General features: G+C 51.2%; 19 protein-coding genes. 8 read left to right on the top strand and 11 right to left on the bottom strand.

Going from position 1 to position 19,259, the window contains the following annotated elements:
• Positions 1-130 precede the first annotated feature (130 nt).
• The 4 genes from htpX to E0L21_RS11585 form a co-directional block, all read right to left on the bottom strand.
• Positions 131-1,012: a protease HtpX gene (gene htpX / locus E0L21_RS11600; protein WP_131409617.1), complete on the bottom strand. Its 882-nt coding sequence runs from the start codon at positions 1,010-1,012 to the stop codon at positions 131-133.
• Between the two features lie 192 nt (positions 1,013-1,204).
• Entirely contained in the window at positions 1,205-3,253 is a 2,049-nt protein-coding gene (gene prc / locus E0L21_RS11595) for a carboxy terminal-processing peptidase (protein ID WP_131409615.1), read from the bottom strand.
• Positions 3,254-3,272: 19 nt separating this feature from the next.
• Positions 3,273-3,959, bottom strand: coding sequence for an RNA chaperone ProQ (gene proQ, locus E0L21_RS11590; protein WP_131409613.1), 687 nt, complete (start codon positions 3,957-3,959; stop codon positions 3,273-3,275).
• Between the two features lie 96 nt (positions 3,960-4,055).
• The gene (locus E0L21_RS11585) at positions 4,056-4,553 is read right to left on the bottom strand and encodes a GAF domain-containing protein (protein ID WP_131409611.1); all 498 of its coding nucleotides are present in this window, start codon (positions 4,551-4,553) and stop codon (positions 4,056-4,058) included.
• A gap of 132 nt (positions 4,554-4,685) precedes the next feature.
• Here E0L21_RS11585 and yebS point away from each other — a divergent pair, with 132 nt between their 5' ends.
• The 5 genes from yebS to E0L21_RS11560 all read left to right on the top strand — a co-directional run bounded on the left by yebS (position 4,686) and on the right by E0L21_RS11560 (position 10,742).
• On the top strand, positions 4,686-5,969 hold the full coding sequence (gene yebS, locus E0L21_RS11580) for a membrane integrity lipid transport subunit YebS (protein ID WP_131409604.1): 1,284 nt from the start codon (positions 4,686-4,688) through the stop codon (positions 5,967-5,969).
• Positions 5,938-8,571 carry a PqiB family protein gene (locus E0L21_RS11575; protein ID WP_131409602.1) on the top strand — a complete coding sequence of 878 codons (2,634 nt, stop codon included), beginning with the start codon at positions 5,938-5,940 and terminating at the stop codon, positions 8,569-8,571. Before yebS ends, E0L21_RS11575 begins: the two co-directional genes overlap by 32 nt.
• 78 nt (positions 8,572-8,649) lie before the next feature.
• Positions 8,650-10,089 carry a 16S rRNA (cytosine(1407)-C(5))-methyltransferase RsmF gene (rsmF, locus tag E0L21_RS11570; RefSeq protein ID WP_208430929.1) on the top strand — a complete coding sequence of 480 codons (1,440 nt, stop codon included), beginning with the start codon at positions 8,650-8,652 and terminating at the stop codon, positions 10,087-10,089.
• Positions 10,090-10,205: 116 nt separating this feature from the next.
• Entirely contained in the window at positions 10,206-10,445 is a 240-nt protein-coding gene (locus E0L21_RS11565; RefSeq protein ID WP_017456958.1) for a YebV family protein, read from the top strand.
• A gap of 105 nt (positions 10,446-10,550) precedes the next feature.
• Positions 10,551-10,742, top strand: coding sequence for a YdfD/YebW family protein (locus tag E0L21_RS11560; protein WP_131409598.1), 192 nt, complete (start codon positions 10,551-10,553; stop codon positions 10,740-10,742).
• Here the strand turns inward: E0L21_RS11560 and pphA are convergent, their stop codons facing one another.
• Positions 10,743-11,387 (bottom strand): protein-serine/threonine phosphatase, encoded by a 645-nt coding sequence (gene pphA / locus E0L21_RS11555; protein WP_131409596.1) that lies wholly within the window; start codon positions 11,385-11,387, stop codon positions 10,743-10,745.
• A gap of 174 nt (positions 11,388-11,561) precedes the next feature.
• On the opposite strand from pphA, the gene E0L21_RS11550 reads away from it, so the two are divergent.
• Positions 11,562-12,509: a VirK/YbjX family protein gene (locus tag E0L21_RS11550; protein WP_131409594.1), complete on the top strand. Its 948-nt coding sequence runs from the start codon at positions 11,562-11,564 to the stop codon at positions 12,507-12,509.
• A gap of 845 nt (positions 12,510-13,354) precedes the next feature.
• Here the strand turns inward: E0L21_RS11550 and E0L21_RS11545 are convergent.
• The 3 genes from E0L21_RS11545 to yobA are packed head-to-tail and all read right to left on the bottom strand — an operon-like array spanning position 13,355 to position 14,959.
• Entirely contained in the window at positions 13,355-13,693 is a 339-nt protein-coding gene (locus E0L21_RS11545) for a YebY family protein (protein ID WP_131409592.1), read from the bottom strand.
• A gap of 18 nt (positions 13,694-13,711) precedes the next feature.
• A complete protein-coding gene (gene copD, locus E0L21_RS11540; protein WP_131409590.1) occupies positions 13,712-14,581 on the bottom strand; it encodes a copper homeostasis membrane protein CopD in 870 nt (289 codons plus the stop codon).
• A 3-nt stretch (positions 14,582-14,584) separates the two neighbouring features.
• Entirely contained in the window at positions 14,585-14,959 is a 375-nt protein-coding gene (gene yobA / locus E0L21_RS11535) for a CopC domain-containing protein YobA (protein WP_131409588.1), read from the bottom strand.
• 137 nt (positions 14,960-15,096) lie between these two features.
• Here yobA and E0L21_RS11530 point away from each other — a divergent pair, with 137 nt between their 5' ends.
• Positions 15,097-15,327: a DNA polymerase III subunit theta gene (locus E0L21_RS11530; RefSeq protein ID WP_017456949.1), complete on the top strand. Its 231-nt coding sequence runs from the start codon at positions 15,097-15,099 to the stop codon at positions 15,325-15,327.
• An 11-nt stretch (positions 15,328-15,338) separates the two neighbouring features.
• Positions 15,339-16,001 carry an exodeoxyribonuclease X gene (gene exoX, locus E0L21_RS11525; protein WP_131409586.1) on the top strand — a complete coding sequence of 221 codons (663 nt, stop codon included), beginning with the start codon at positions 15,339-15,341 and terminating at the stop codon, positions 15,999-16,001.
• Here exoX and ptrB read toward each other — a convergent pair.
• From ptrB to yebF, 3 genes are all read right to left on the bottom strand, one after another.
• Positions 15,983-18,058, bottom strand: a complete 2,076-nt coding sequence (gene ptrB / locus E0L21_RS11520; protein WP_131409584.1) for an oligopeptidase B — start codon at positions 18,056-18,058, stop codon at positions 15,983-15,985. The two genes, exoX and ptrB, sit on opposite strands and share 19 nt — an antisense overlap.
• Positions 18,059-18,136: 78 nt before the next feature.
• Positions 18,137-18,796, bottom strand: coding sequence for a tellurite resistance TerB family protein (locus tag E0L21_RS11515; RefSeq protein ID WP_131409582.1), 660 nt, complete (start codon positions 18,794-18,796; stop codon positions 18,137-18,139).
• Positions 18,797-18,890: 94 nt separating this feature from the next.
• Positions 18,891-19,241 carry a protein YebF gene (yebF, locus tag E0L21_RS11510; RefSeq protein WP_131409580.1) on the bottom strand — a complete coding sequence of 117 codons (351 nt, stop codon included), beginning with the start codon at positions 19,239-19,241 and terminating at the stop codon, positions 18,891-18,893.
• Positions 19,242-19,259: the final 18 nt, after the last annotated feature.

The following is a 19,259-nucleotide window of genomic DNA, read 5'->3' as shown; positions in this document are numbered from 1 at the left end:
TCTGTCAGCTTTGAATCCAGAGGCAGTATGGCAAAACTAAAATCTGTTGCTTATCACGTCCACAGAACGTGATTTTAAGTTGGCAATAAAAAACGCGTCCTTAGACGCGTTTTTTATTCCAGATGACCTGTTATTTCAGATATTCGCCAGAACGCAATGCTTCAATACGTTTGTCCAACGGCGGGTGGGTCATGAACAGTTCACTCAGCGATTTTGACTTACCATTGATACAGAAAGCCATCATGCTGCTTGCTTCCTGCGGTTCATAGCTGGTTTTCAAACGCTGGAGCGCAGCAATCATCTTCTCACGACCAACCAATTTTGCAGATCCGGCATCGGCATGGAATTCACGGTAACGCGAGAACCACATGGTGATAATGCTCGCCAGAATACCGAACACCAGCTCCAACACAGTTGCAACAGCGAAGTAGATCAGCGGGTTGCCGTTAGTTTCTTCGCCATCATCACGGTTACCGCTGAGGAAACCTGAAGCAATCTGCGCAATGATGCGTGAAATGAAGATAACAAAGGTGTTCACGATACCCTGAATCAGCGTCATGGTGACCATGTCGCCATTCGCAATATGGCTGATCTCATGGGCGATAACAGCTTCAGCCTCATCGCGGCTCATGTTTTGCAGCAGGCCGGTGCTGACTGCAACCAGCGAAGCATCACGGCGCGCACCGGTTGCGAAGGCATTGATATCCGGTGCATGGTAAATGGCCACCTGCGGCATCGCGATACCTGCCTGCCGAGACTGCTGGGCAACAGTGTCCATCAGCCAGCGCTCCATATCGTTACGCGGCTGTTCAATCACTTCACCACCAACAGATTTCAGCGCCATCCATTTCGACATCAACAGCGAAATGAACGAGCCGCCAAAACCAAACAGCAGCGCCATAATTAACAAGCCCTGAACGCTGCTCGACTGAATGCCCGTCAGGCTAAGTACCAGACCGAACACCAACATGACGGCCAGGTTAGTCAACAGGAAGAGCGCGATTCGCATCATAATTTTCTTTTAACCTCGACTTAACAAAACGCACTATGCGATTACCCACATCGTATGGGCATAGCAGTTATTTTCAAGCATCAGAGCAGCGTAAGTCACGAGAATAACACAACTTTACATTTTGTAGTACATTGCTTACGCCAAAGAAGAGTTGTTAAAAAAACAGGCACAATCTCTTGTGCCTGTTTTATTTTACTTTGCGGGAGCGGGTTGTTCCGCTGGTTGATCTTTTTCGAGATGCGCCAGATCCAGAGCAATATGAACCGTTTCATCGAGATACGGATCGGGTTCCTGATAATCCTTTGGCAAATCGTCCAGTTTTTTCAGTAGCGGCTTGCCTTCGCGTTTAAAGCGATCATTGAGACGAGAGAGACGAATGGCATCATCTTCCGCATTCTCTTTCTCGCGCTGCGACAGGTTAAGAGAAACGATGTTACGTTTATCTTTCAATGCATCGAAACGCGCAATGTCCTTCATGATGTACTGGAACTCAGGATCTTTGGCGATTCGTTCCTCATGATCTTTAAGCAATTCCGCGCCAAACGGTTTTAAATCGCCAGACTTCACAAACGTAGCAGCGTTGATGCTGTCCCACGGCAGTGCGTTGTCTTCAAATTTCTCACCGGTTTCAGTAACCTGCGTCCCCGTCGGCATAATAATGTCCGGCGTTACGCCTTTACGCTGCGTGCTTCCACCGTTAACACGATAGAATTTCTGGATGGTGTATTGCACCGATCCCAGCGCCGGCCACTCAGGACGAAGCATCTGATCGTAAATACGGTTGAGCGAGCGATACTGCTGGACAGTGCCTTTACCAAAGGTGGGTTCACCAACAATCAGTGCACGGCCATAGTCCTGCATCGCAGCGGCAAAGATTTCTGATGCAGAGGCGCTAAAGCGGTCAACCAGCACCACCAGTGGGCCTTTATAATACACCACGCCGTCGGTATCGCTGTCTTCACGCACTTTACCGTTGTTATCACGCACCTGTACCACCGGGCCGGACGGAATAAACAGACCGGAGAGCGATACAGCTTCCGTCAGCGCGCCGCCGCCGTTAGTGCGCAAGTCAATAACCACGCTGCTAACGTTTTGTTTTTCAAGTTTTTGCAACTGGACTTTGACATCGTCAGTCAGACCAACATAGAAGCCAGGGATGTCCAGAACGCCAACTTTTTCTTTGCCGACGCTTTTTACTGACATTTTCACCGCGCGGTCTTCCAGGCGAATCCGTTCACGCGTCAGTGTAACAATACGCGTTTTGGTGCCCTTACCCGCCGGCAGGATTTCAAGGCGCACTTTACTGCCTTTTGGTCCTTTAATCAGTGCAACCACATCGTCAAGACGCCAGCCGATAACATCAACCATGTTCTGGCCGGTTTGCCCCACGCCCACGATACGATCGCCAACGCTGATAGCTTTGCTTTTCGCCGCCGGACCACCTGCCACCATGGAATTGATCACGGTATAGTCATCATCCCCCTGCAACACTGCACCAATCCCTTCCAGAGACAGACTCATCTCGGTATTAAATTGTTCGGTATTACGCGGAGAAAGGTAGTTGGTGTGCGGGTCAATTTCCCGCGCGAACGAGGTCATGGCTAACGAGAAAACATCTTCGCTATTGGTTTGCGCCAAACGGCGAATCGCAAATTTATAACGACGCGTCAGCGTTTCGCGAATCTCTTTCTCATCTTTCCCGGTCAGCTTCAGGCTAAGTTCATCATACTTAACTTTGCTGTCCCACAGTGCGTTCAGTTCCGCTTCATCCTTCGGCCATGGCGCTTTGCTACGGTCAAGATTAAAGGTGTCGTTACCGGAAAAATCCATCGGGCGCTCAAGCACTTTCAGTGCGTACTGGTAGCGCTCAAAACGACGCTTCTGCGCAAGGTTGTACAGGTCGTAAAATACGTCCAGTTTACCGGTGCGCAGCTCGTCGCCAATCAGGCTTTTTTTCTGGGAAAACTGTTCGACATCGCTCGCCAGCAGCACATTGTGGCTGTAGTCGAGCAGATTGAGATAGCGATTGAAAATTTTCGCCGAAAAAGCGGCATCTAAATCAAACTGACGGTAGTGAGAGCGGGTAAAACGCGAAGTTACGCGTTCGCTCACCGTCGCGTGCTGGGTCTCTTCCTTTAATACCGGAATTTGATCGGCACGGGTAATATCTTCCACAGCCAAAGCATGGCCTGTTACGAATAACAGACCAGCCAATGCTGTGCGCTTAAACAAAGTGTTCATGCCAGGCCAGGCCTCCGTTTCAGAACATTAAATGTTCTGCGCGTACAATCATCGACATACCCGAGCTAAGCTGTACGCGAACGCCATCTTTGGTGATTTCCAACACCGTGGCGTCCATCGCATTGTTCCCCGCTTTCACCTTCAGGTTTTGACCAACGCTCAGTACAGATAAATCTGAAACTGGTGTATGGCGCTCTTCCTGCTGAGGTGCACGCTGGGTTTTCGCGACAGGTTTGTCAGTACGAGGTTTGCGTTCAGCACCCTCTTTACGACGCGGAGCCGGGCGGGCTTTACGCTCACGGCGCGGCGCCTCTTCTTGACCTGCAGCAGCAGCGGCTTCTCGTTTTTTAGCTTGCTGTTCAGCACGTTGTGCCTGAACACGCGCTTTGGCTTCTTCAAGCTGTTTGCGGGCATGTTCTACGTGTTGCTCATCCAGCACGCCACAAGCGTTGCCATCGAGATCCACACGCGCCGCGCCAGCTTTGATACCGTACAGGTAACGCCAGCTTGAAGTATAAAGACGTAAAGCGGAACGAAGTTGGGTTTTGCTGAGATTCATCTCACCCTCAACACGCTCAACTAAATCCTGAAAAATACCGATTTTCAGAGGGCGTGCTTCGCCTTCAGCACTGAAACAGTGAGGGAAACGTTCGGCCAAAAAAGCGATAACTTCTTTACTGCTATTCAACTTAGGTTGATTTTCCATGAAATTTCCTGATTACAACGGACGTTGCCAACAAGCGCAGGCATGAACAGGCGTCATTATAATGACGCTATCGGTAAATGCTACGTTATCCGTTGATTATCCTGCGACGGGTGCAAAGATTTTTTGATAATCGGTCGCCGCAAGAACGTTTTCAAGATGCGAAACCAGTTCGCGCAGCCCCTGTTCATCCTCGGCGGTGAAACGAGAAAAGACGACACTGTCGATATCCAGCACGCCAATAATCTGATTATTTACCGTTACCGGCAGTACGATTTCAGAATTACTTGCTGCATCGCAGGCAATATGACCATCGAACTGGTGCACATCTTCCACACGCTGTACGCGATTTTGCGCAACCGCTGCGCCGCAAACTCCACGGCCAACCGGAATGCGCACACAGGCAATTTTGCCTTGAAACGGTCCTAATACTAGCGTATCAGCTTCCAGAAGATAAAAACCGGCCCAATTCACCCCATCAAGACGTTCAAACAGCAGCGCGCTGGTATTTGCGAGCGTCGCTAGAAAACTCGTTTCACCTGCCATTAACGCTTGAAAATCGCGGTTTAGGTCCGCGTAAAATTCTGTTTTGCTCATTATCCAACCATTTTGGTGTCTTACTTCGAAGAACTGCTTAGCCTATTAAAATAAGCATTAAATGCGTTGATGCTCAAGATGTTCCATTCATGAGTTAAGATAGATTCATCTAAACATTTTCTGATACACGCAATGGCACTAAAGATACAACAAATTACGCCGGGGAAAAAAATCGCCGTTCATCGCGTGGGCGAAGCGCTGCCACGCGCACATTACCAGCGCTGTCCCCAGTGCGATACGCTTTTTGCGTTACCGGTTATGAAATCGCACCAAAGCGCATTTTGCCCCAGTTGTGATGCCAAAGTCCGTGACGGACGGGACTGGTCCTTAACGCGCCTCGGTGCGATGGCAGTGACCATGATTCTCCTGATGCCATTTGCCTGGGGCGAACCACTACTGCATCTCTATCTGCTCGGCGTACGTATTGACGCCAATTTATTGCAGGGCATCTGGCAAATGACCGCGCAAGGCTCGCCCATTACGGGCGCGATGGTGCTGTTTTGCACCGTTGGTGCACCACTGATACTGGTTACATCGATTGCCTATTTATGGCTTGGCAACATCCTCGGCATGAATCTGCGCCCCGTGTTGTTAATGCTGGAAAAACTGAAAGAGTGGGTGATGCTGGATATCTATCTGGTTGGCGTTGGCGTCGCCTCTATTAAAGTGCAGGACTACGCCTACCTACAACCCGGCATCGGGCTGTTTGCGTTTGGTGCACTTGTGATTTTAAGCGTAATGACGCTCATCCATTTGAACGTTGAACAGCTCTGGGAGCGCTTTTATCCGCAACGCCCGGCGAAACGTCCCGATGCCAAATTACAGGTCTGTTTGGGTTGCCATTTTACCGGTTTTCCTGATGTTCGCGGCCGCTGCCCACGCTGCCACATTCCGTTAACGCATCGCCGTAAACAGAGTTTGCAGAAGTGTTGGGCGTCACTTATCGCATCGTTAATCTTTCTGTTCCCGGCGAACCTGTTGCCGATCTCCATTATTTACGTCAACGGCACGCGACAAGAAGATACGATTTTGTCGGGGATTATTTCGCTGGCGCACAGCAATATTGCCGTAGCAGGTGTGGTATTTATCGCCAGTATTCTGGTGCCATTTACCAAAGTGATCGTGCTGTTTACACTGCTGCTTAGCATCCATTTCAAATTTGAACAGGGGTTACGCACTCGTATTTTACTTTTGCGCTTTGTGACCTGGATTGGGCGTTGGTCGATGCTCGATCTGTTTGTCATTTCACTAATGATGTCACTGATTAACCGCGACCAACTCCTCGCTTTTACTATGGGACCCGCTGCGTTTTATTTCGGTGCGGCGGTAATTTTGACTATTCTTGCTGTGGAATGGCTGGACAGCCGCTTACTTTGGGATGCACATGAGTCAGGAAACCCCCGCTTCGCCGACTGAAGCGCGTATTAAAACAAAACGGCGCATTTCGCCTTTCTGGTTGCTCCCGGTCATCGCCCTGCTCATTGCGGGCTGGCTTATCTGGAGCAGCTACGAAGATCGTGGCAATACCATCACGATTGATTTTATGTCCGCTGACGGCATTGTTGCAGGGCGTACCCCTGTTCGCTATCAGGGCGTTGAAGTCGGCACCGTGCAAGACATCCGCCTGAGCGAAGATCTGAAAAAAATCGAAGTCCGCGCCAGCATCAAATCCAATATGAAAGATGCATTGCGCAGTGAAACCCAGTTCTGGCTGGTTACGCCGAAAGCGTCGCTGGCGGGCGTTTCCGGCCTGGATGCGCTGGTAGGCGGTAACTATATTGGCATGATGCCAGGTAAAGGCGATCCGCAAGAGCACTTCACCGCACTGGATACGCAACCGAAATATCGCCTGAACAACGGCGAATTGATGATCCACCTTCATGCTCCGGACTTAGGTGCGCTGAACAGCGGTTCGCTGGTCTATTTCCGCAAAATACCGGTCGGTCGTGTTTACGACTATTCGATTAATGCCAATAAACAGGGCGTGACTATCGATGTGTTGATTGAGCGCCGGTTTACCAGCCTGGTGAAAAAAGGCAGCCGTTTCTGGAACGTTTCCGGTGTGAAAGCCGATGTCGGTTTGAGCGGTGCAAAAGTCCAGCTTGAAAGCCTGGCGGCACTGGTCAACGGCGCAATTGCCTTTGACTCCCCCGAAGCCTCGCAACCCGCGGTACAGGACGACGAATATGGCTTATATGAAGATCTGGCGCACAGCCAGCGCGGTGTGCTGGTCAAACTCGATTTGCCTGGCGGGCAGGGATTAAAAGCGGGTTCAACACCGCTGATGTATCAGGGGCTGGAAGTTGGTCAGCTGACTAAAATTAATCTCAACCCTGGTGGTGCAGTCAGCGGTGAATTAACGGTCGATCCGAGTGTGGTCAACCTGTTGCGCGATAACACGCGTATCGAAATGCACAATCCAAAAATCTCCCTGAGCAATACCAATCTCAGTTCTCTGCTGACCGGCAGCACACTGGAACTGGTGCCGGGTGAAGGTCAACCGCGTAGTCAGTTTGTTGTGCTGCCTGCGGACAAAAACCTGTTGCAGGAGCCTGGCGTTGTGACACTGACACTGACCGCGCCGGAAAGTTATGGTATCGACGCCGGGCAACCACTGGTGCTCCACGGTGTGCAAGTCGGCCAGGTACTGGAGCGCAAGTTGACTAACCAGGGTGTTACTTTTGCCATCGCTATCGATCCCCAGTATCGCGATTTAGTGCACGGTGACAGCAAGTTCGTCGTCAATAGCCGTGTAGACGTCAAAGTGGGGCTGGATGGCGTTGAGTTCCTCGCCGCCAGCGCTAACGAGTGGCTCAGCGGTGGCATCCGTATTCTGCCTGGAGCCAAAGGCGAGATGAAAAACAACTACCCTCTATTCGCTAACCTCGATAAGGCCCTCGAAAACAGCCTGAGCGACCTGCCAACCACCACGCTGACGCTGACGGCAGACTCGCTGCCAGACGTGCAGGCCGGTTCTGTAGTGCTGTATCGCAAGTTTGAAGTCGGCGAAGTGATTACCGTGCGTCCGCGCGCTGATGCTTTTGATATCGAACTGCATATCAAACCGGAATACCGCAACTTACTGACCAGCAATAGCGTTTTCTGGGCGGAAGGTGGCGCGAAAGTGCAGTTGAACGGTAGCGGGCTGACCGTGCAGGCCTCCCCGCTCGCTCGCGCAATAAAAGGCGCAATCAGTTTCGATAACCTTAGTGGCGCCAGTGGGCGTGTGCGCAAAGGCGATAAACGGGTGCTTTACGCTTCGGAAACTGCGGCTCGCGCGGTCGGGGGACAGATTACGTTGCATGCATTTGACGCCGGAAAACTGGCGGCGGGCATGCCTATCCGTTATCTGGGCATTGATATCGGGCAGATTCAGGATCTGCAACTGATTACCGATAAGAACGAAGTCCAGGCTAGTGCGGTGTTGTATCCGGAATATGTCCAGACCTTCGCCCGCGCAGGCTCACGCTTCTCAGTGATCACGCCACAAATCTCTGCTGCGGGTGTCGAACATCTCGATACCTTGTTGCAGCCCTATATTAATGTGGAGCCTGGTCGTGGGGATGCGCGACGCGACTTTGAGATTTCAGAAGCCACCATTACGGATTCGCGCTACCTCGATGGCCTGAATATTGTTGTCGAAGCGCCGGAAGCCGGTTCGATCAACATCGGCACTCCGGTGTTGTTCCGTGGCATCGAAGTTGGCACCGTTACGGGCATGATGCTGGGAACGCTCTCCGATCGTGTGATGATTGGCATGCGGATCAGTAAACGCTATCAGCACTTGGTACGGAATAATTCGGTGTTCTGGCTCGCTTCGGGTTACTCGCTGGACTTTGGTCTGGTCGGTGGCGTGGTGAAAACAGGGACTTTCAACCAGTTTATTCGTGGTGGCATCGCCTTCGCGACACCGCCGGAAACACCATTGGCACCGAAAGCGCAACCGGGTAAACACTTCCTGCTGCTCGAAAGCGAACCCAAAGAGTGGCGCCAGTGGGGCACCGCCCTGCCGCGTTAAGGCTGCTGGCTCCGGCGTGCTTGCGCCGGAGCCTTTATGTTACACTGCGCGCCTGTTTTTACTCCTGTGGTACGCCCCGTGGCTCAAAACGCTGTCTATCTTCCGGATGAATTTCTGGCGCAAATGCGTCAAGCCATGCCGGAACATCTCTCGTTCGATGAATTTATCGCTGCTTGTCAACGCCCGCTGCGGCGCAGTATCCGCGTCAATACGCTGAAAATCTCCGTTGACGACTTTCTGGAACTGGTCGCGCCTTATGGCTGGCAATTAACGCCGGTGCCGTGGTGTGCAGAAGGTTTCTGGATTGAGCGAGATGATGAAGATGCATTGCCACTGGGCAGTACCGCAGAGCACCTGAGCGGCATGTTTTATATTCAGGAAGCCAGCTCAATGTTGCCCGTCACGGCGCTGTTTGCCGACGGCGAAATACCGCAGCGGGTGATGGATGTCGCCGCGGCCCCCGGTTCTAAAACAACGCAGATTGCAGCCCGCATGGGCAACGATGGCGCGATCCTCGCCAATGAGTTTTCCGCCAGCCGGGTAAAAGTATTACATGCCAATATCAGCCGCAACGGCATCAGCAACGTGGCGCTGACCCATTTTGACGGGCGCGTATTCGGTCCTGCATTGCCAGAAATGTTCGATGCTGTTTTGCTTGATGCTCCCTGCTCCGGCGAAGGCGTAGTACGTAAAGATGCTGACGCGTTAAAAAACTGGTCTGTCGCCAGTAACCTTGAGATTGCGGCCACCCAGCGCGAGCTTATCAACAGCGCTTTTCACGCGTTGAAACCCGGCGGAACCCTAGTCTATTCAACCTGCACGCTTAATCGTGAAGAAAACGAAGCGATTTGCCACTGGTTGCAGGCGCAATACCCGCACGCCGTGCAATTTTTGCCGCTCGGTGAACTGTTCCCACAAGCAAGCCAGGCGCTGACCGCAGAAGGTTTTCTGCATGTGTTTCCACAGATTTACGACTGTGAAGGTTTTTTTGTCGCCCGCCTGCGCAAAACCGCCGCAATTGAGCCGATGCCCGCGCCGACTTACAAGGTCGGTAATTTCCCCTTTACCCCGTTAAAACCCAAAGAAGCCGCTCTTGTAGCAACGGTTGCCGCGCACGTTGGCCTTCAATGGAATGACGAGTTGCATCTATGGCAACGGGATAAAGAGATTTGGCTGTTTCCGGCCCAGATCGAGCCACTGATTGGTAAAGTCCGTTTTTCACGTATCGGCATTCGTCTTGCTGAGACGTATAACAAAGGGTATCGCTGGCAACATGAAGCCGTAATTGCCCTCGCCGGCCATGATAACCCGCTGGCATTTGCGCTGACGCTTGCTGAAGCGGAGGAGTGGTATCGTGGGCGCGATATTTACCCACAAAATCCTCCCCAACGTGATGAAGTCATTGTCACTTTCCAGGGCCAGCCACTGGGGCTTGCCAAAAAAATCGGTTCCCGCCTGAAAAACAGTTATCCCCGTGAACTGGTACGTGATGGCCGTTTGTTCGCTGGTAATGCATGACGGTACGCTAAAAAAACGCATTTTTTGACTGGCGACTTGCTCAGTGTTGTACCAGGCTGAAATGTGGGTGATCTTACTGGTCATACCACATTTTTTGACGATCAACGGAGAGCATTATGACGAAAACCAGCGTGCGTATTGGCGCATTTGAAATCGATGATGCCGAGTTGCAGGGAGATAATCAGGGCGAGCGAACGTTACGTATTCCCTGCAGTTCAGACCCGGATTTATGTATGCAGCTTGATGCCTGGGACGCGGATACCAGCATTCCCGCGATCCTGAATGGCGAACACTCGGTGCTTTATCGCGAACATTACGATCAGAAATCTGATACCTGGGTTATGCGTCTTGCCTGACCCAAAGGGAACCCGTCCGCAAGACGGGTTATTTACCTGCCTGATTTCCCCTGCCCTCATTCATCCCCTACACTTATCGTTACGTTGTACAGCGCCGAGGATGGAATGTTCGCTCTGGTTTTATTTGTTTGCTACCTGGACGGTGGATGTGATGACATCGTGGTTGATATCTATAACACGGAAAAACAGTGTCTCATCGCAATGGACGATCAGCGGATGCGCCACGGCGGTTGTTTCCCTGTTAAAGAGTTTATCGATGGTTTCTGGCACCCTGCTAACGAGTTCAGCGATTTCTGATCACTGGACCTGTACCAGCGTCAGTTCGCCGCCAAAAACGGCACCGGTATCGATATAGTGCTGATTCTGCCCATCAAACCGCTGCTTGAGGGGAGTATGGCCAAACCAGAAATGATCGGCCCCCGCGATGCGATTCCCTTTACCTGCTAAGAGCTGGTTAAGCCTGTCGCGACGCCAGAGCACGGATTCGCTATCCACCTCTTGTTCCCACAGGTACTCCTCTGCCGGGTAGTCTGCATGGGCAATCACATTCACCTCCCCCTTGCAGCGCAACTCCATAATGTAAGGTAATTCAGCGCAAATACGCAGTGCGTCCAGCGCTTGTTGCTGCTGAGCTTCATCAAGCGCGCTAAACCAAGTGCCGCCATTAAGTTGCCACATAGTCATCTCACCGTAACGTAGCGCGTCGATAGCCATCTGTTCATGGTTACCCCGCACGGTTCGAAACCAGGGTTTCTTGAGTAATTCAAGGCATTGCAGGCTCTGCGGGCCGCGATCGATTAAATCCCCAACGCAGATAAGTAAATCCTGATAGGGGTCAAAGTGACGGTCCCGTAAAGCTTGCATTAAGCGCTGGTGGCAACCATGAAGATCGCCGACAATCCATATATGCCGCCAGTGAATGCCTTCAATACGTTGATACATATTCATTCCCCCTGTATCACCAGTATAGGAAAATCCTGCCCGCAGCGAATAGAATCGGTTTTGTCTCTATTTCTAAATAGAACTTAAACCGAACGGAAATAAAGCCGGAAGCAAGGTTAATTTGTATTTCCCTGGCCTCTAAACTAAGCGCTGAACTTTTAGAGGTCTTTCTCCGTGTCAAATACCAGCCTGCAAACAGAACTTAACTCAAATCATAATGCGCATATTATTTCCGACCTGGTAAGCGGACGTCTTGTGCCTGGCCCCATCTGGAAAAAACGTAATTACCGCATTAAGTTTTTGTTACGCTCGCTGCTGTTCTGGTCGTCTACAAAGCGGATGCTTACGGCGCTTTCGCAGCGCCCGGATTTTAGCCGCTTACTTGACGCGCAAATAACGCTACCGAGCAAATCTCATCGCCAATACTTAACGCTCGGGTTAAACGCTTCGCAACGTGCGGATGCCATCATCAGCCACTACACTTGGCTTGATGAAAAAGTATCGCCGACACTGGCTGAAGCGCTGAGTTCGTCCGTACCGGTGCAGATAATTGAGTTTTCCGGCAAAGATGAAGCACGTTTTAGCGTCTATGCGTCTTGCGCCAGCAAAGCTGAGCGCGAGGGTGAAACCACCCTGTGGATGTATGATGGTGAGCAGACTTTGCTGGCAAGCGTGACTTTTAGTGTGGTAGGTGAAGAAGGTCATCGCACGCTGGTTATTGGTGGCTTGCAAGGTCCGCGCCGAAGCGTCAGCCATGAAGTGATTAAAGTCGCAACCCGTGCCTGCCACGGTATTTTCCCGAAAAAGATGTTGCTTGAAGTCATTAGCCAGATTTCCCTGCTTACCGGCGTTTCAGCAATTTATGGCGTCAGTGATAACGGACACGTCTTCCGTGCATTGCGTTATCGACTGAGCAAAGGCCGCCATTTCCACGCCAGCTATGATGAGTTTTGGGCTTCAATTGAAGGCGAAAAAGAGAGTGCATGGCGCTGGCGTTTACCGGTGCAATTCGCGCGTAAACCCCTGGAAGCTATTGCCAGTAAAAAACGGGCTGAATACCGCCGCCGTTTCGAATTACTGGACGATGTGATTGTAAAAATTAACGATTTGTTCTCCGCATAACCGCCAGTTCGCACAGAAGAGCCTGTTGTGCTCTTCTGACGCTCTATTATCCGCATGCAGATGAGCTTAACCTGTCGCCTATTTGTCTTACCTCCTTCTTGAACTTAAAAATCATAATTTACAACAAGCTATAATTCACACTTATTAAGCTGATCCTTATCATGGCCTTATAACCCGGTAGCAGTATATCCACTTGTCTCAGATTGGCTTCACTACTGCGCACTTTGAGGTCAGAAAAGACAACGAGGATATTATTAAATTCTGTAAACGTTTGGTGCAGCAATGGCTGATGAAACGGAATGGAGTTACTCCTTTGAAACGCATTAAGAAAACGCTGAAAACTCGCCAGAAAAATACAAAAAGATAGTTGCCCGATATGGTTAAATTTCTCCCGGATGCCAGCTGTTTTTTTCAAGCTTAAGCATAGTAACAGCTCATGCTCACGCCCTTTATTGCGATGAAAATCCCCATAACGACCCAAAAATACCTGGACGCACGCGGTGCAGAATATGTTATGGTTTGTGGCGATGTATGGTTTTGGGAATTTTCAGGACGAAATAAAGAAACCTGCATAACTCAGAGATAAAAAAAGACCGAACACGATTCCTGTATTCGGTCCAGGGAAATGGCTCTTGGGAGAGAGCCGTGCGCTAAAAGTTGGCATTAATGCAGGCTAAGTCGCCTTGCACTTTAAGAATAGATGACGGCGTCAGGTTTTCCAGTCCGCGACAAAAGTGGTCAGAAAAATTGAGTTACCGTCACGCTTATAAAATGCAAAAACCGCAAGGCTTGTTTATTCAGGCTTGCGGTTTTTTTATTGTGGATCAAAGGATTAACGCTAGATTTTAACAAAGCGTCTCAGCTCGCGTAATAAAAGGCGCGAGGCTCATTTTTTCACCCGGTTTGGCAGGATTATCGATCTGAATGATGCTAATTGGCTGGGCGATGGTCTTACCGCTGGCAACTTCTTTTTCAGCAACGTCATTCAACGGGTATTGCACCAGCGTGCTGGGGTTGATGGCATATAATGCATGACCTGGCCGGCACGTCAGCATCACTTCTTCACGGTTAAATGCCCATTTGTCTTTGCCAATCTCAAAGCGGCTTACCGTAATGACCTGCGGCGAAGCCAGTGCCGTACCTGAACATGCCAGCATTAACAGAACTAATAAACTCTTCTTCATTTTTCCCGCCAGGTTCATTCAAAAAGGTTCCCATGTTGCAAACAAACTTACTGCCGCCAGCACCAGTGCGCCCAGCCCTACTTCGGCCCAGGTCAACGCGATAAAACGTTGCTGAGCAGTGTCGTTTCTGAGGTTCAGTCGCGGCACCAAAACATACCGATTCATAACGGCAATTACTACCATCAGCGCCACAAGCGCACATTTCAACAATAACACTTGCCCCCAGTGGCTCTGCCATGGCCAGACCAACCCCTGGATTAAGAGCGTATTGACAACGCCAGTAAGGATGACGCCCGCGACGGCGAAATGGCCGTACCAGGAAAAACGCATCATGGCGGCAATCGCTGCCGCACGCCAGGGACCGCGAGCGAGCTTCATGCAGAATAATACTGGCGCCAACCCGCCCAGCCACATCGCGGCACATAACAAATGCAATGCATGATTACTCCGCTGTACGACGCCCATCGCGCCTTCTCGCATCGCGGCATGCCCTATTCCTGCGGCCAGTACAAACTGCAGAATCACCAATAGCAGTATTTTACGTTGCTGTAACGGTTGCATAAGCACGACAACAAGCGCCAGAAACGCAACAATAACTTGCCACGCCAGCACGGCCCCGGTTTGTGTGCCAGCAACTACCAGCCAGATTTCCGGACGCGCCACATCCTGCCAGCCGTCGCCCATTACTCCACCCTGCACCGTAAACATTGCTGCTGCGCTTACTGCGGCAAGCCACAAACACCCTCGTTGCCAAAAGAGAAAGCGTTGCGCAAGGAGTCGTTGCAAGCTACCCGACGCGAGCCACACGCTAAATAACGTGCAGCCTAAAACCAACATCAGGGCTGCAAAATGCACAAATCTTAATCCAACCAACGCCGCTGCCAACATCAGTCACTTCACAGAAAAAGCGTACTGGCCGCTGGTTTTATGCCCATCAACTGAAACGACATGCCAGTTAACGGTATAGTTTCCCGGCAGCAGCGGCTCTTCCAGCGGAACGATTATCTGCGTTTTGTCATTCTCATTGCGCTTTACCACGCCAGTCTTGATAATTTGCTGCTGTGCGTTGGTCACCGTGATGCCACTAAATTTAGGCTCAATGCCTTCAGAGAAATTCAGTGTTAACGCTTGTGGCGCTGCGGTAACGGCAGCATCTGCGGCCGGGTACTGGCCTTTAAGATGGGCATGCGCCAGAACAGCAGGCGTAGCGAACAGGCTGACAATCAATGCGATGGCTCGCCAGCGGCGACAGGTTGCAACAGGCATATTGTTCATTCCTTTTAGTTATGCATATGGCACAAAGAATAACGCTGTACAATAATCGCGTCGAGTCGCATCGTCGGCGCGCTTGTCTTTCTGCGACAGGCTTAGTAACTTTTGCCGCGTGAACCCAGGAGAAAATCATGATTACCAATCTTGCGCAGCTCGAACAACAAGAGATGGACAAGGTCAACGTTGACCTTGCTGCGGCGGGTGTCGCATTTAAAGAGCGTTACAACATGCCGGTGATTGCCGAAGCCGTTGAACGCGAGCAACCAGAACATCTGCGGAACTGGTTTAGAGAGCGGCTGATAGCCCACCGTCTGGCCTCTGTGTCGCTCTCCCGCCTGCCTTACGAGCCCAAAGTGAAATAAGGGAGCCAGGCATGTTACGCGTTATCGATACCGAAACCTGCGATTTGCAAGGAGGCATTGTTGAAATTGCCTCCGTTGATGTTGTCGACGGACAGATCGTCAACCCCATGAGCCATCTGGTTCGCCCGGACAGGCCAATCAGCCCGCAGGCCATGGCGATACACCATATCACCGAAGCGATGGTCGCTCATCAGCCGTGGATTGAGGAGATCGTACCGCACTATTACGGGAGCGACTGGTATGTGGCGCACAATGCCAGTTTTGACCGCCGGGTGCTGCCTGAAATGCCAGGAGAATGGATTTGCACCATGAAAATGGCGCGCCGCCTGTGGCCCGGCATTAAATACAGCAATATGGCGCTGTATAAATCCCGCAAGCTGAGCGTTCAAACACCTGCCGGGTTGCATCACCACCGTGCGTTATATGACTGCTACATCACCGCTGCGCTGTTAATCGATATTATGCAGGTGTCCGGCTGGACACCCGATCAGATGGCCACGGTAACCGGACGCCCCGCGTTGCTGACGACGTTTACGTTTGGTAAATACCGGGGTAAAGCTGTCTCTGAAATCGCCGATCGCGATCCGGGTTATCTGCGCTGGCTGTTTAACAACCTGGACCGGATGAGCCCTGAACTGCGATTAACGTTAAAACACTACCTGGGCGAGGAGTAATGTGCTCCCTTTCCAGGCAGTGTTCCCTGCGCTAAGGCGATTAAAAATGCATATTCCAGCGCAACGCCTTCATAGGATTTAAACCGGCCGGATTTCCCACCGTGTCCGGAATCCATATCCGTGCATAACAACAGCAAATTATCATCGGTTTTATATTCACGCAGTTTCGCGACCCATTTTGCAGGCTCCCAGTATTGTACCTGCGAATCGTGCAGACCGGTCGTTACCAGCATATGTGGATAGGCATGTGCCCCAATATTGTCGTACGGACTATAACTTTTAATGTAGTGATAATAGGTTTCGTCCTGCGGATTGCCCCACTCTTCAAATTCTCCGGTGGTCAACGGGATGGACTCATCAAGCATTGTGGTCAAGGCATCGACAAACGGTACCTGGGCAATGACACCGTGGAACAGCGATGGACGTTGGTTGATTACTGCGCCCATGAGTAATCCGCCCGCACTCCCCCCCATGCCGTAGCAGAACAATGGCGAGCCGTAACCCTGCGCCAGCAAGTTGTCGGTGACATCAATAAAATCATTAAAGCTGTTTTTTTTGTTGAGGAACTTTCCGTCCTCATACCAGGAATGGCCCAATTCACCACCGCCGCGAATATGCGCGATAGCGCAGACAAACCCACGATCAAGCAAGCTGAGCCGACTGCTGCTAAAATCTGCATCCATACTGGCGCCGTAAGAACCATAACCATAAACCAGCAACGGGTTCTCTCCCTTGCGGAAATGTTTATGGTTATAAACCAGCGACACCGGCACTTCGACACCATCTCTGGCGTGGATCCATAAATGCTCGCTGCGATAATCACCGGAATCAAAACCCGCCACGTCCATTTGTTTTAGAACCCGCCGTTCTCCGGTATCCATATCCAGTTCAAATAACGTATCTGGCATGGTCATTGATGAGTAGCCATAACGCAGGCGGGATGTTTCCGGTTCCGGGTTGTAAGCAAGCCAGGTGACGTAGGCAGGATCATCAAACGCAATACCGATAACTTCCCGGGTTTTACGATTGATCTGGCGCAAACTGGTTAAGCCACGCTGCCGTTCTTCCACAACCAGCCAATCAGTAAACAGCGTAAACCCTTCTAGCATCACCTGCTCGCGCGCCGGGATCAGCACTTCCCAGCGCCGTTCATCACGCACTTTGGTGCGATACAAGCCGAAGTTCTTACCATCCCGATTGGATCGCAAATAAAAGGTGTGCTGGTAGTGATCGAGACTATATTCGTGATCTTTGCGCCTTGGCAGAAAACGCAGCGGCTGAGCATCCGGCAGTTCTGCATCAAGCAGGAGAACTTCACTGGTGGTCGCGCTGGCAAGATGAATCGTAATATAGTGCTGAGATGTGGTTTTACTAAGGCCAACATAAAAGGTTTCGTCCTGCTCTTCATAGACCAATTCATCCTGTTGTGAAGGCGTGCCTATGGTGTGTCGCCAGACCTGATACGGCAGTAATGTTGTGGCATGTTTGCGCACGTAGTAGAGCGTTTCTGAATCGTTAACCCAGACAAATTCTGGCGAGACATTATCCAGCATTTCCGGATACCAGTTGCCCGTCTCCAGATTGCGAAAGCGCAGACCATATTGCCTGCGGGAAAGATAATCTTCCGCAATCGCCATAATCGTGTTGTCCGGCGAAATCTCCATGCCACCAAGGGTGTAGAACTCACTGTGTGACGCGCGCTGGTTGGCATCCAGTAACACCGACCACTCATCCCACTCAGAGCTGAGAACAGACTGACGTTGATAAATCGCATATTCGCTTCCCGGCTCGTAGATGTGCCGGTAGCGGTAGCCATTTTTGATGTAAGGCGCGGAGACTTCGCGCTGAGGTATACGCGAGATAATTTCCTCCAGCACGTTGTCTTGCAACGCTTGCTGTGAGGCCATCACTTCACGCCCGTAATCATTTTCCTGATGGAGATAATCCAGAACATCTTGCTGCGAGCGCGTATCGTCCCGCAGCCAGTAATAGTTGTCGATACGCGTATCACCATGCATGGTCATGGCGTGCGGGATTTTTTTTGCTTTCGGCGACATAGCACAATTCTTATTTGGTTTTACATACCTATAAGGGTGGCAAAACCCACGCGCGATGCAAGCGAAACGTAATTTAGATCATGAGCTAAGCGCTAATTTCTGCTTTTTGAGATCCGCCTCGATATCTTCTCGCACATCTTGCGGAATTTTTAACGCCTCGCCCAGCGCGTTCAGATAGCTGCGTTCCATAAAATGATCGATATCGATAACGGCGCAGCTGAGGAAGTAAACTTCCAGCGCTTCTTCTTCGTTTTGCACTCCCTGCGCCAGACGCGCGGGGTCCAGCGGCTGGTCTATAGCATTTGACACCAGTTGCTGCCCTTGCGCTTCCACGCCCGCGTCACGCAATTGCTGTTCTATCGCCACGCGTTCTTTATCATCAATGTGTCCGTCGCTTTTGGCGGCGAACACCAGCGCCAGGATCAGCCGCTCAGTACGTACATCCAGAGGCGTATTTTGCTGGCCAAATTGTGGCTCGCTTTGATGCGCATCCCGGATGCGATCCTTGTACTTATTCCACAACACGCTACCCGCAACGGCTCCTCCGCCCACCAGCAAAGCACCGGTGCCATACTTCGCGAGCAGTTTACGCGATGATTTACTGGCGACCAGCAGCCCCGCCAGGCCACCTAATGCACCCGGCACCAACAAATTGTTGAGCCCCTGTCCACCTGAAGACGGCGTTTGTGTATCGTTTTTTTGACCAAGCAACGACTGCAGTTGATTTAACCAGCTCATAGAACCCTCGCTTACCATGACAGTTGTGAGCACAGAGTAAGCGAGGGGGATGTCAGGAAGTGTCTATATCTGGAAAGATTGGGAAAATGCGATGTTATGATTGCGGCTGATACTCTGCGGTTCCACCTTTACAATCGATGACTACGCGATAGTGAAGGTCCGTGCTTTTCCCTCTTACGGTTAACGGCACAACCCATTTATCATCCTTGCCGGTGATTTCTTTCGGATTGATCCAGGCGACCGGATCGGCCTGCCCCAGTCTCTTTTGATCATCAGCCCATCGGACAATGCGGTTCTGCAAATAATCCCGCTTAACACTCGCGGCAATGCCGTCTGCCTTGAGCCCCTCGCACGAGGGAAATTTAACCGATTTATCCGTGGCGGCATGCACCGCCATGCTGCCTGCCAGCAAAAGCAGACCGGTGAAAACTCCTGCTATTTTCATGCTTATCTCCTGGTTTTT

The organism is Kosakonia quasisacchari, assembly GCF_004331415.1.
Classification (GTDB): domain Bacteria; phylum Pseudomonadota; class Gammaproteobacteria; order Enterobacterales; family Enterobacteriaceae; genus Kosakonia; species Kosakonia quasisacchari.
This window is presented reverse-complemented; position numbering and strand designations above follow the sequence as displayed.